The 13,191-nt window shown below is 61.3% G+C and carries 12 protein-coding genes; 3 read left to right on the top strand and 9 right to left on the bottom strand.

The annotated features are described in order from the left end of the window. Positions 1 to 179 precede the first annotated feature (179 nt). Positions 180 to 1,022, top strand: a complete 843-nt coding sequence (locus FFM81_RS23600) for an alpha/beta fold hydrolase (protein WP_025417692.1) — start codon at positions 180 to 182, stop codon at positions 1,020 to 1,022. A gap of 134 nt (positions 1,023 to 1,156) precedes the next feature. Here the strand turns inward: FFM81_RS23600 and FFM81_RS23595 are convergent, their stop codons facing one another. From FFM81_RS23595 to FFM81_RS23555, 9 genes are read right to left on the bottom strand one after another with little or no spacing between them, the layout of a single operon-like run. Then, entirely contained in the window at positions 1,157 to 1,900 is a 744-nt protein-coding gene (locus FFM81_RS23595; protein ID WP_025417693.1) for an ABC transporter ATP-binding protein, read from the bottom strand. Then, positions 1,897 to 2,754 carry an ABC transporter ATP-binding protein gene (locus FFM81_RS23590; protein ID WP_025417694.1) on the bottom strand — a complete coding sequence of 286 codons (858 nt, stop codon included), beginning with the start codon at positions 2,752 to 2,754 and terminating at the stop codon, positions 1,897 to 1,899. The genes FFM81_RS23595 and FFM81_RS23590 overlap by 4 nt, the downstream gene beginning before the upstream one ends. Then, positions 2,751 to 3,686: an ABC transporter permease gene (locus FFM81_RS23585; protein ID WP_025417695.1), complete on the bottom strand. Its 936-nt coding sequence runs from the start codon at positions 3,684 to 3,686 to the stop codon at positions 2,751 to 2,753. Before FFM81_RS23585 ends, FFM81_RS23590 begins: the two co-directional genes overlap by 4 nt. 4 nt (positions 3,687 to 3,690) lie before the next feature. After that, the gene (locus FFM81_RS23580) at positions 3,691 to 4,788 is read right to left on the bottom strand and encodes an ABC transporter permease (RefSeq protein WP_025417696.1); all 1,098 of its coding nucleotides are present in this window, start codon (positions 4,786 to 4,788) and stop codon (positions 3,691 to 3,693) included. Between the two features lie 5 nt (positions 4,789 to 4,793). Continuing rightward, a complete protein-coding gene (locus FFM81_RS23575; RefSeq protein ID WP_025417697.1) occupies positions 4,794 to 6,380 on the bottom strand; it encodes an ABC transporter substrate-binding protein in 1,587 nt (528 codons plus the stop codon). Between the two features lie 44 nt (positions 6,381 to 6,424). Continuing rightward, positions 6,425 to 7,378, bottom strand: a complete 954-nt coding sequence (locus FFM81_RS23570; protein ID WP_025417698.1) for a dihydrodipicolinate synthase family protein — start codon at positions 7,376 to 7,378, stop codon at positions 6,425 to 6,427. 19 nt (positions 7,379 to 7,397) lie between these two features. Further along, a complete protein-coding gene (locus FFM81_RS23565; protein ID WP_025417699.1) occupies positions 7,398 to 8,285 on the bottom strand; it encodes an SMP-30/gluconolactonase/LRE family protein in 888 nt (295 codons plus the stop codon). Beyond that, entirely contained in the window at positions 8,282 to 9,112 is an 831-nt protein-coding gene (locus FFM81_RS23560; RefSeq protein ID WP_025417700.1) for an NAD-dependent epimerase/dehydratase family protein, read from the bottom strand. Before FFM81_RS23560 ends, FFM81_RS23565 begins: the two co-directional genes overlap by 4 nt. Positions 9,113 to 9,132: 20 nt before the next feature. Next, positions 9,133 to 9,846, bottom strand: a complete 714-nt coding sequence (locus tag FFM81_RS23555) for a FadR/GntR family transcriptional regulator (RefSeq protein WP_025417701.1) — start codon at positions 9,844 to 9,846, stop codon at positions 9,133 to 9,135. Positions 9,847 to 10,140: 294 nt separating this feature from the next. Between FFM81_RS23555 and FFM81_RS23550 the strand changes: the two genes are divergently transcribed. After that, complete coding sequence (locus tag FFM81_RS23550) at positions 10,141 to 12,078, top strand: ABC transporter substrate-binding protein (RefSeq protein ID WP_025417702.1); 1,938 nt, start codon at positions 10,141 to 10,143, stop codon at positions 12,076 to 12,078. 122 nt (positions 12,079 to 12,200) lie between these two features. Further along, on the top strand, positions 12,201 to 13,187 hold the full coding sequence (locus FFM81_RS23545) for an ABC transporter permease (RefSeq protein ID WP_025417703.1): 987 nt from the start codon (positions 12,201 to 12,203) through the stop codon (positions 13,185 to 13,187). Positions 13,188 to 13,191 lie beyond the last annotated feature (4 nt).

Raw genomic sequence — 13,191 nt, 5'->3', positions numbered from 1 at the left:
AGGAGATGTGGTGCGGGTGTCCGCCGCCGACTGTCATTCCTGAGTGTTTTCAGCCTGTCCTACGCAAAATGCCTGATGCGGCACCCCTGCCTTAGCCCCATCATCGGAACATGCGGACGTCGAGTGATATTCGCCAGAAACTTCGCCGCTTCGCCCAATTCAAGTAAAGGACGCCCCAAGTGAATGAACGCATTATCAAGATTGACGACGTCGAGATCGCCACGCAGGCATTTGGCGACCCGACGCACGAGCCGATCCTGCTTATCATGGGCGCAATGGCGTCAATGCTGTGGTGGCCGGACGAGTTCTGCCAAACGCTTACCGCTCAGAAATACTATGTCATCCGCTATGACAATCGAGACACCGGCTGTTCGACGATTTACGAGCCGGGGGAACCGCCTTACACGATGGACGACATGGCTGCGGACGCCATCAGGATACTCGATGGCTACGGCATCGAGAGGGCCAATCTGCTCGGAATGTCGCTGGGCGGCACGATCGCCCAGATCGCAGCGCTCTCGCATCCCGAACGCGTCAAGACGTTGACGCTGATGTCCACCACGCCGATGGGTATTGATACAAGCGCCCTGCCGCATACCACTGATGCCTATATGGGGCACGCGGCGACGGGCGAGACCGTCGACTGGACAGACGATGCCCAGGTGATCGAATTCCTTGTCGAAGACACCCGGATGATCGCCGGGATGGCGCATCCCTATGACGAAGGGCGGGCGCGCGCCTTTGTCGAACGGGATGTCGAGCGGGCGAAAAACTTCGTTAGTGCCACCAATCATTTCATGCTGAGGGGCGGCCAGGCCCTGAAAGGAAAATTGGCTGAACTGGCGGCACCCCTCCTTGTCATACACGGAACCGCGGATCCGATTTATCCGGTTGAGCACGGCGAACTGCTGGCACGAACGGTCAAGGGCGCGAAACTTGTTCGGCTCGAAGGCGGTGGCCACGAAATTCATCCCAACGATTGGGAAGAGATTATTTCCGCTGTCGACGCTCACTTGCGGTGAATAGAGCAATTCCAGCAAAAGTGCGCAGCGGATTTGGGTCCGGGATTGCGTAAAAACAACAGGTTAGAGCGGTTCTACGCTTCCATGAAAAGCTGAACCGCTCTAAACAACAGCAGGGACGTACCGATCGAGGGTTACGCCCTCCCGTACATCCGGCTCGCGCGCAACAAGCGTTGCGAATAGGGATGTTCGACCGCGCCTCTACGCAATGCCTCGATCTCGACCTGTTCGACGATCTCGCCGGCTTCCATGATGGCGACGCGGCTGCACATGTGAGAGACGACGGCGAGATCGTGGCTGACCAGCAGATAGGTGAGGCCGCGCTCGGCGCGCAGATCCTGCAGCAGATTGAGGATCTCGGCCTGGACGGATACGTCGAGCGCCGATGTCGGTTCGTCAAGCAGCAGCACGTCCGGGTTCAGCATCAGGGCGCGGGCGATCGCCACGCGCTGGCGCTGCCCGCCGGAAAGCTGATGCGGAAATCTGTAGCTCAGCACCGGATCGAGGCCGACCGATCGGAGCACCGCGTTGACGTCGACGGAATTGGTATCCAGCCCCTGGTTGCGCAGCGGTTCCTTCAGCTGCGAGCGGATGGTCTTTCGGGGATGGAGTGAACCATAGGGGTCCTGAAACACCATTTGCACCCGGCGGAAGAACGGCCGGCTGCGCTGCCGATCCAGCGTCTCGCCCTGGAGTTCGATGCTGCCGTCATAATTGGCGTTGAGGCCAGAGAGAGCTCTGAGGACGGAGGATTTGCCGCAGCCGGATTCGCCGACCAGGCCGAACGCAGTGCCCTTCGCGACTGTGAGGTTTACATCTCTGACGACAGGCCGCTGGCCGTGTCCGAAACGGATGGTGAGGTTATCGATCCGGATCATCGGAGCACCTTCGCTGCAAGGTCGTCGAGCCAGGCAGGATCCCGCTTCAGGATCGGCAGCCGGGCAGGGGGATCCTCGATCGTCGGCAGGGATGCCAGGAGCCCCTGCGTATAAGGGTGTCTGGCTTTGTCGAGATCGCGCGCCTCAAGCACTTCCACGACGCGGCCGGCATACATGATGAGGACCCGATCGCAGAAATTGCGGATCAGATTGAGGTCGTGGCTGATAAAGATCAGGCCAAGATTGCGGCGTGAAACGAGTTCGTCGAGCAGCGCCAGGATCTCCAGCCTGACCGTGACATCGAGGGCCGAGGTCGGCTCGTCGGCGATCAGCACTTCGGGTTCGGCGATCAGCATCATGGCGATCATGACGCGCTGGCCCATCCCACCCGATATCTCGTGCGGATAAAGGCGGGCAACACGCTCGGGATCGCGGATCTGCACGGCTTCGAGCATGTCGAGCGCCTGGGCGTAGGTCTTTGCTTTGCTCACCTTTGGATGATGGAAGCGATATGTCTCGGCGATTTGTTCGCCGATCCTCATCACCGGATTGAGCGAATACTTCGGGTCCTGCAAGATCAGCCCGATCCGCCGTCCCCTGATCGTCATCATCGTTCGTTCACTTGCCTTGAGCAGGTCGACGTCACGAAAGCGCATCCGCTCGGCGCTGACCTTTGCGGTCGGCGGCAGCAGCTTCATGATCCCGCGACCGACGGTCGATTTGCCGGATCCGGACTCGCCGACGATGCCGAGTTTTTCCTGGCCGAGCGTAAAACTCACGCCGCGCACAGCACGCATGTGGCCGCCGCCATACGCGATTTCGAGGTTGCGGACATCGATCAGGGGCTCTGTCATTCCGAACCTCTCGGGTCGAGCACGTCGCGCAGTGCATCACCGACGAGGTTGAAGGCGAGGCTGACGAGGGCAATGGCGATGCCGGGTGCTGCGATCACCCAGGGACTGTCGAGCATGAACTCGCGGCCGCTGGCGGCCATCGAGCCCCATTCCGGCCAGGGCGGCTGGGCGCCGAGGCCGAGAAAGCCAAGGCCGGCGGCAGTGATGATGATGCCGGCCATGTTGAGGGTGACGCGGACGATCACCGAGGGAATGCACATCGGCAGGATGTGGCGGGTGATGATCGCGATCGACGTCGCGCCCTGCAGGCGCACGGCGGCAATATAATCGGCCTTGCGCAGGCTGAGCGTCTCGGCGCGCGCCAGCCGCGCGATCGGCGGCCAGGCCGTCAGCGAAATGGCGATAATCGCATTGGTGATCCCGGGCCCGAGGGCTGCGGCAAAACCGAGCGCCAGGACCAGCCCGGGGAAGGAGAGGAAAATATCGGTGATGCGCATCAGGATTTCGTCGACGATGCCGCCGAAATAGCCCGAGACCGTGCCAATCAGCAGGCCGAGCGGTGCAACGATGATCGTGACGAGCATGATGATGTAGAGCGTTGTGCGGGCGCCGTAGATCACCCGCGCAAAGACATCGCGGCCGAAATTGTCGGTGCCGAGAAGATGGGTCGCCGAGGGGGGCGCAAGCCGCCCGGCCATATCCTGCACGATCGGATCGTAGCTCGTCAGCAGAGGGGCGGCCGTCGCCACCACGATCAGGAGCACGATGATGAAGAGGCCGGCCAGGCCAAGCGGGTGCAGGCTGAACTTCAGCCAGCCCTGATGGATCTGCTGCGTCGACGACTGAAACCAGCCCCGAGGCTCCGGCGCCAGCAGCCATTTGCGAAAGCCGCCGGCATTGGCGCTGTCTGCGTCTTCGGTGGAGATCGTCATGGCGTCACCGTGTTCTCGGATCAAGAATGCGATAGAGGAAGTCCGACACGATGTTGATGGTCAGGAAGACGGCGCCGATCGTCAGCACCGAACCCATCACCACGTTCATGTCGTTCATCTGCAGCCCGCGGGTGAGATATTGGCCGAGCCCGGGCCAGCCGAAGACCGTCTCGATCAGCACCGCGCCCTCGAGCAGCCCGCCGAAGGTCAGCGCCAGGATCGTCAGGAGCTGCACCCGGATATTCCGGAAGGCGTGCCGCCAGACGACCTTGTGGGTGCCGAGCCCCTTTGCCCGCGCAGTGATGATGTATTCCTGGCTGAGCTGTTCCAACATGAAGCTGCGCGACATGCGGCTGATATAGGCGACGGAATAATAACCGAGGATCGCCGCCGGCAGGATGATATGGCCGAGAGCGTTGTGGAATACGTCCCATTGCTGCTGTATCGCCGCGTCGATCAGCAGAAAGCCGGTCATCGGCGTGACGAGGCCTTCGTAGAATACGTCGATCCGGCCCGATGCGCCGACCAGTTTGAGCTTCGCATAGAAGATGAACAGCGCCATCAGCCCGGTCCAGAAGATCGGGATGGAATGGCCGGCAAGCGCCACGATCCGGGCGATGTGATCGATGATCGTTCCGCGCCTGACGGCAGCCGTGACACCTAGGGGAATGCCGATAATGGCGCCGATGATCATGGCGATGATCGCAAGCTCGATCGTCGCGGGAAAGATCGTCATCAGATCGGTGAGGATCGGCTGGCCCGTCGTCGCCGACATGCCGAGGTCGCCTGTGGCGATCTTGCCGACATAGGAGAGGAACTGCATCCAGATCGGTTGGCCGAGCCCGAGCTCGTTATAGACGCGATCGTATACTTCTTTGCTGACCTCCGCCCCGGTGATGGCGAGCACCGGGTCGGCAGGCAGCAGACGGCCCATCGAAAAGGTCAGGAAAAGCAGGCCAAGCAGCGTCGTGACGACAGCCACCGCGCGTCCCGCCAGGCGCCGCAACAGGCTCAGTGCCGGGTGCGGGGCCGCCTCGGCGAACCCGCCCGCCGTTGAGCGGCGGGTCGCCTCCTGCTTCGATGTCAGCTCGGCGCTCGCCACGCGCTCTACTCCTTCGTCACGTCATGCCAGCGCGTCGACCAGGTTGTATGCCCGTGATAACCCTTCACGTTTGCGCGCATGACATAGGGGTCGGTTCGCTGGAAGAAAATGACGAGCGGCGAAGCCATGCTGGCATAGATCCCGTCCATCTTCTCGAAGATGTCGGTGCGCTTTTGCGTGTCGCGCTCCTTCATCGATTGGTCGATGAGCGTGTTGAGCTCATCCACCTTCATGCCTGTGCGCCAGAGGTAATAGCTGCCGAGGCGCGCCTCGTCGCTATTGTCGGGGTTGAAGGCATATTGCGTGGCGACCGCGAAGGGATCCGGCAGGCGGGCGCCGGAATTGCCTAGCAGAACTTCGAATTTGCGCTCGCGGAAGGCGGGCGTGAATTCCCCGGGCACGAGGTCTAAATCGAAGCCGGCCGCCCGGGCGCTCGCCTGCAGCGCTTCGGCGAAGGGCAAGGTCGGTGCCCCCGACGGGTTGAGGACTTTCTTCAGGCCATTGGGATATCCGGCTTCTGCCAGCAGCTGCCTGGCCTTGGCGGGATCGTAGTCATAGCGGACCGCACCCTCTTCGGGAGCGCCGATCATCCCGCGCGGGATCATCGACTGCCAGGGAAAGCCCGTATGACGCATGATGTTGCCGGAGATCGCCTTCCAGTCAAAGGCGTGTTGGAAGGCCTCGCGAACCTTCGGCTTCTGCAGGTCGGGGTCTTTCTGGTTGAGGGCGATATAGTAGAAGCCGAGACCTGGGACATTGTCGATCACCATATCCTTATTGGTGGACAGCGCATCGAGATCGCCGCTTGCCACATACTGGCCGACATCGACATCACCGGCTTCAAGCTGCAGCCTGAGATTGCCGGATTCAGGAATGTGGCGGGCCACGACGCGGGCCATGGCTGGCTTGCCGCCCCAATATTTCGGCTGCGCATTGAAGATTGCGACATCGTTCGGGCGCCATTGGGCCAGGCTGAACGGACCGCTGCCGGCGGAATTGGCGGAAAGCCAGGCGCCGCCGAAATCGCCATTCGCCTCATGCGACAGCACCGTCTTCTTGTCGACGATGCCGATCGACGAGCCGGCCAGCGAATAAAGCACCAGATCGGTATTCACCGACTGCGGCAGCTCGATCTCGAGCGTATGCTCGTCTTTTGCCCGAACCAGCTTTTCGACGTTATCGGGCTTGAAGCCCCAGAGCGCGACGTCGGTGGAGCCGACCTGGCCCATCTTGATAACGCGCTGGATCGACCAGGCCGCATCCTCGGCGGTCACCTTGTTGCCGCTCTGGAAGACGGCATCGTCGCGCAGGGTGAGCGTGATGATCTTGCCGTCGTCCGACACGCTCCATTGCGTCGCGAGCATCGGCTTCAACGTCTTGAGATCGTCCGGCGACAGCTGCACGAGGTTGTCGTAGAGGTTCGAGATCAGCTCGGAAACGGTGCGGGCATTGTTCTGGGCCGGATCGAGCGTACGGATACCGGTGAGATTGGTGCCGATGACCAGCATGTTGGGCGGCGAGGCAGCCCAGGCAGGCTGCGTCGTCATCAAAGCGCCGGTAATTGCGATCGTTGTCAGTAGCTGTTTCAGCATCTCTAGACCTCCCAATCCTGTTGTTTGCGGAAATAGTGTCGAACTCAGCCGGCCGCCTTGGCGGACTGCTGCCGGTCCGGATCACCTTGAATGCTGCCCTCGGCCTCCCAGCCTCGAAGCAGCCGATGAAGCTCCTCGCGATCATGCTGGTCGAGCAGCGGCAATCCCGGCACGCGCACGGGGCCGACATCGAGGCCGGAATAGGTGACGGCCTCTTTTACGACAGTGACATTGGCGCCGTTGCGGAATTTGGTCCGCATCCGCTCAAAGGGCTCGAGCTTGTTGACGATCGTCCGTGCTGCGGCAAAGTCGCCTTTTTCGAGCGAGGCGTGGACGGCAAGCGAAAGCTGCGGCGCAACGTTGACGAGGCCGGACGTGAAGCCGCGAGCGCCGGCTGCGGTGAATGTCGGCGCCCAGCTCTCCGCCAGGCCGCAGACGAACAGCGCACCATCGGGATCGGCGGCCGGGATCGCGCGCGACAAGAGCATCAGATCGGTCGTGGCAAACTTGATGCCCGCGATGTTGCCGTGGTTGGCGAGACGGACGATATCGTCGACGCCGAAACCCTCGGCCCTGACATAGGCGACGAGCGGCAGGGGGGAAGCATCGGCAAGATTGCAGAAATAGCCGATCTGTGCCGAAGGTGCTGCGAAAGGATCGACGGGCTGATGCGACATGATGGCGGTTGCGCCGATCGCAGCCGCATCCCTCGCCATGCCGATCGCCTCGCGCAGCGACCGGCCGATAGCCGCCGTCACCGGCGCCCGGCCATCGACGCCTGATACCGCCGCTTCGTGGACGATCCGGATTTCCTGCGGCGTCAGCGCGTAGAATTCCCCGGTATTGCCGGCAGCGACGATGTTGTGAATGCCCGCGGCCGCCACCCGCGCATAGACCTTGGCGGTAATCCGCGGTTCGACTTCGCCTTTGCCGTCATAGGCCGTGACGGGAACACCCGAAACGCCCGTGAGCGCCTTGCGCATGATCGCGATGCTCATTTTTCTTCCCCGTTCGCTTTCAAGATGATTGGTTGCCGAAGCGGAAGGGCGGCAGCCCCTGTGCATCCACGTCGAAGGCGATGACGGTGCCCGCCTCGAAACGTCCGGTGCGGTCCGTCGACAGGCTGGTGACGAAGAGGGTGCTGAGATCAGGCCCTCCGAAACACGGCATGGTCGGTGCCGCGACCGGCAGAATGTAGATCTCGACGATTTCGCCTTCGCTCGATACGCGGTTGAGGCGGCCGGCCGAGACGCCGGCGCTCCAGTAAAACCCGTCGCGATCGGTCGTCGCCCCGTCCGGCCGCCCCTCATCTTCGGTGAAGCTGCGCAGCCGACGTCCTTCGCCAAGACTGCCCGTCTCGGGCTCGAAGTCGAATGCCTGCAGGAAACATTGCCGGCTGTCGGAGTGATACATCCGCCGGCCGTCAGGCGACCAGGCAAGACCATTAGAGCTCGTCAGCCCGGTTGCGACGGTGCGCGTGCTGCCATCGGCGCCGACGCGGAAGAGTGCTGCGTCATTGACCTGCGGCTTGGCTTCGCTGATCGAGCCGACCCAGAAGTGTCCGTCGGGGCCGACCTTGCCGTCGTTGAGGCGGCCAATGATATCGCGCCCGACGGGATCGCACAGAAACTCGATCTTTCCCGTGACGGGATCGAAGAGATGGACGCCCGTCTGGAGGCCGACGACGATTCGGTGATCGCGGCAAAGTCCGAGGCTGCCGATCGGCGCCGGCATGTCGAAGCGGTCGATTTTTCCTTGGCGGGAGAGCCGGACAACCGCCGGCGCCAGGATATCGACGAGCCAGAGCGCGCCGGTCTCATCGTCCCATACCGGCGATTCACCGACCGTCAACGGTTGCTGGATCACGGTTCGGATTTGCGGACGGATGATCCGAGGCGCCGTCATTCGGCCGCCTCCAGGCTCTTGGCCAAACCTTCGGCGTCACGCATGCGGATGGTGCCGTCGTGATTGATCTCGCAGAACCCGCCACCCTGGAACGCCCGCGCGACCGGCCCCTCGGATCCCTGTTCGATGCGGGCGTGATCGCGCGGCCGGTCCTCCGGCCGGTAGCCGAGCCTCGTCGCCAGATCATTGTCCCACCATTTCTCGTCGGTATCGGAAACGCCGTAGACGACCGTCGCGGCGATCGACGGGTGGGACAGCCCGATCCGCACCAGTTGCGCCAGATCCCGCGCGCTGATCCAGATCGCAATCGATCGTTCGCTGTTGGGGTAGGTGCCGGCGTTGCCGATGCGGATGGAAAGGGAGCGAATGCCCGACGTGTCGTAGTAAAGCCCCGCCACCAGTTCGCCCCAGCATTTGGAAAGTCCGTAGGGACTGTCGGGACGCATCGGATCGAGCGGTGATATGATTTCGCCGCGGGGATAGAAGCCGGTCGCATGGTTGCTCGATGCATAGACGACCCGCTCGACCTTGTTGATCCGCGCCGCTTCGTAGAGATTGTAGGTTCCAAGCACATTGGCGTGCAGAATGGCATTCATGTCGATGCCGCTTGCGATACCGGCGAGATGAACGACGCCGTCGATATCCTTCAGCGCAGCCGTTGCCTCATCGAGTTTTGTAAGGTCGGCGCTGACGTAGGTCTCGTTATCGCCAAGCCCGGCTGGCTCCTGCAGATCGATCAGGCTGACATGCCCGAAATGTGCGCGGAGGAGCGGTCGCAGCAGCGTTCCGACACGTCCGGCAGCCCCCGTCATAGCGATCCGTTTCATCTTCTTCCTCCCATTCTCGCTCAAACGCCCTGGAACATGCGGGCGCGAGCATTCAGTACGTGTTTCTTCATCGCATCGTGCGCTTCAGTTTCCCGCCGTGCGAAGATCGCCTCCACGATCACCGCGTGCTCGTCCTGGACGCTGCGGATCTGCTCCAGTGTCCGTTTCAGGCTCAGGCTTCGCGTAACGGAATGCCCGATGGCGAAATGCGGCCTGAACCATTCGCGCACGGTGATATGAAACTGGTTGCCGGTCGCCATGGCGATGGCATCGTGCAGAGCCTGATCCTCCTCGGCGCCGAGCTCTCCGTTGCGCAGACATTGCTCGATCGAAAAAAGCGCTGCCGTTATCCTCTCCTTGTCGGCCGGCTGCCAGTTTCGCGCGGCAAGCTCCGCCGCCTCGGCTTCGAGGCCGGCGCGGAATTCGAAAAACCGCTGGACATCGGCGAGCGATCCCACAGGCACCATTTTCAGCATCGACGAATCCGGTCTTTGCCGGACATAGGAGCCGGAGCCCTTGCGCGAAACGACCAGGCCATCGGCTCTCAGGCGCTCGAGTGCCTCGCGCACGACGGGCCTCGAAGCGCCGAAGTCGGCGGCAAGCTTCGTCTCCGACGGCAGCCGTTCGTTCACCGGAAAATTGCCGTCGGCGATCATCCCCACGATCTTCTCGTAGATGATGTCGCTGAAGCGCGTTGCGCCTCTGTTCGAAACGGCGTCGGCCGCGAATGTCATTATCGTCCTTTTCTCTAAACGCCAGGCTGTTGTCCGCCAGCGACATGCCCATGACGGTGCACAGATTCTGACAAATTGACGCCTTTTTGACGCTCTAGCCTAATTTTTAAGGCGTGTAATTTAAGCCTCCGTACTGCATCGCTACGAAATTTGTAATTATCTGTCAACTCTTGTAATCATTTGGGAACGTGTTTATGGTTCCGTCCGGGCGCCGAGGAGGGCGCAGCGGCAGGTCGGGAGCCCGCCGTGTCAGCCGGCTCAAAAGTTGCGCCGGCATAGAAAGGGAGGAACTCGATGCCTAATGAAATTCTGTCGCGCGGCGTTACCCGCCGCGCCGTGCTTGGCGGCATGGCCGGTGCAGCGGCATTGTCCATCGCGGGCCGCGCTTTCGCCGCAGGCGGCGAAGCACCCGCACTTGCGCAGCTTGTGAAAGATGGAAAACTGCCGCCGCTCGCCGAGCGCCTGCCGAAGAAGCCGATGGTCGTCAAGCCATTCGAAAAAGTCGGTACCTATGGCGGCTCTCTGCGCCGCGGCCTTCGCGGTTCATCCGACCATAACGGCATTCTGCGCATGGTTGGCAACCAGAGCCTCGTGCGCTGGAACCTCGAATTTACCGCTGTGGAGCCGAACCTTGCCGAGCGCTGGGAAGTCAGCGACGATGCGACACAATTCACCTTCCATCTGATCGAAGGCGTGCGCTGGTCGGACGGTCATCCCTTTACCGCAGATGACGTCGTTTTCGCGATCGAAGACTGCGTCAAAAACACCGAGCTCTACAGCGCAACCCCGGCGCAGCTTGCTGTCGCCGGCAAGCCGGTTACCGTCGAGAAGATCGACGATCATACGGTGAAGTTCACCTTTGCTGCGGCCAACGCGCTTTATCTGGAAAACCTCGCCACGCCGCTTGGCCAGCATCCGACGCTCTTTCCGAAGCACTATTGCAGCCAGTTCCTGCCGAAATATAATCCCAATATCGAGGCTGATGCGAAGAAAGCCGGCGTCACAAGCTGGACGGAGCTGTTCCGCAGCCGTTGCGGCGACATCGAGATCCCGTCACGATGGGGCAATGTCGACAAGCCGACGCTGGATCCATGGGTGGTCAAGGAGCCCTATGCCGGCGGCGCGACGCGTGTCGTCATGACGCGAAATCCTTATTTCTGGCAGGTCGATACCGAGGGCAATCAGCTTCCTTATATCGATGAGATCAACTTCGGCATCTCGCAGGACGTCGAATCGCTCATGCTGAATGTCATCTCGGGCAAGATCGACATCCAGGAGCGCCATATCAGCGTGCTTGCCAACAAGCCGACGCTGTCCAAGAACATGGAAAAAGGCGATTATCGTCTGCTGACGCTTGTGCCTTCGGCCTCGCAGCAGTGCCAGATCTACTTCAATATCACCCACAAAGATCCTGCCATGCGCAAGATGTTTGCGGATAAATCGTTCCGGCAGGCGCTGTCGATCGGCATCAATCGCCCGGAGCTCATCGATATCGTCTATTTCGGGCAGAGCGAGCCCTATCAGGCCGGACCGCGTCCGACCCATCCCTGGTACAACGAGAAATATGCGCGCCAGTTCACCGAATATGACGCCGACAAAGCGGGCGCGATGCTCGATCAGGCCGGCTACAAGAAAGGCGGCGACGGGTTTCGCGTCCGACCGGACGGCCAGAAGGTCTTCTTCTCGATCGACGTCATTCCGACGCTCTATCCCGACCTCGTCGACGCGCTCGAACTGGTCAAGACGCATTGGGCCCAGATCGGCATCGACATGAAGGTCAACACCATCGAACGGGCGCTTTATTACACCCGCGGCGACGACAATGCCCACGATGCGCAGGTATGGCCGGGGCCTGGCGGTCTCGATCCGATGCTCGATCCGCGCGATTTCTTCGCCTTCCATCCGCAGGGTTCGCGTTACGCCATTCCGTGGACGCTGTGGTACACCTCCAACGGTGCACGCGGCGAAGAACCCCCGGAAAGCCAGAAGAAGCGTATGAAGCTCTTCGACGAGGCGCGTTCGACGGCCGATCTCGACAAGCGCGGTGCGGTCATGAAGCAGATATTCGATATCGCCGCGGAGGAATTCGAGACCGTCGGGCTTTGCCTTGCCGTCGGCGGCTTCGGCATCATCCGCAACAACCTGCGCAATGTTCCCGAAAAGGAGCCGGACAGCTGGTCCTGGCCCAATCCGGGGCCTGCACTGCCGCAGCAGTTCACTTTTACGAGCTGATTTGGATCTCCGGCGCCGTGCCTGACGGTACGGCGCTTTCTTTCAGTTCGCCCTCTGAGATGCCTTGCCGGCCCTGACAGCCGGCAAGGCACGGATGGCGGCGTTCAATGCAAGAGGCGCACATGCTGGTCTTTATCGCCAAACGCTTGCTGTGGATGATTCCATCGCTTTTTGCCGTCAGCTTCCTGGCTTTCGTGCTGATCCAGCTGCCGCCGGGCGACTATGTCACCACCTATATCGCGACGCTGGCAGCCTCCAACGAGATCGTCGATCAGAACACCGCGGCGCAATTGCGCGAGCGTTTCGGCCTCGACGATCCGATGCTCATCCAATATTTCAAATGGATATGGGGCATCCTCTCGCGCGGTGATTTCGGCATCTCTTTTGAATGGCAGCAGCCGGTCTCGGATCTGATCTGGGAGCGCATGGCGCTGACGCTTGTGCTGGCGCTGTCGACACTGATCGCCACCTGGGCGATCGCGCTGCCGATCGGCGTCTATTCCGCCGTGCGCAAATATTCGATCGGGGATTATTTCTTCACCGCCTTCACCTTCTTCGGCCTGGCCGTCCCGTCCTTTCTGCTGGCGCTGGTGCTGATGTATGTCGCGGCGGTCGAATTCGGACAGGATGTCGGCGGGCTGTTTTCGCCGGAATACGAGAATGCGTCGTGGAGCTTCGCCAAGATGGCCGATCTCTTCTCGCATCTCTGGCTTCCCGTCATCATTCTTGCCGTCTCGTCCACAGCAAGCCTCATCCGCGTCATGCGCGCGAACATGCTCGATGAACTGCCGAAGCCTTACGTGACCACCGCGCGGGCAAAAGGTCTGTCGGAATTCCGGCTGCTGATGAAATACCCCATGATGATCGCGCTCAATCCGTTCATTTCGACCATTGCATGGCTGCTGCCCAACCTCATCTCCGGCTCGGTCGTCGTCGCCATCGTCCTGAACTTGCCGACAGCTGCACCCCTTTTGCTGCAGGCGCTGATGGCCCAGGATATGTATCTGGCGGGTGCCTTCGTTCTGCTGATCTGCGCGCTGACGCTGATAGGTTCTTTGATCAGCGATATCCTGCTTGCGCTGGTCGATCCCCGCATCCGGTTGGAATAGGAGC

It is taken from the genome of Rhizobium hidalgonense, assembly GCF_005862185.2.
In the GTDB taxonomy this organism is placed as follows: Bacteria; Pseudomonadota; Alphaproteobacteria; order Rhizobiales; family Rhizobiaceae; genus Rhizobium; species Rhizobium hidalgonense.
Note: the sequence above shows the minus strand (reverse complement) of the source record. Positions and strands in the feature narration are given on the sequence as shown.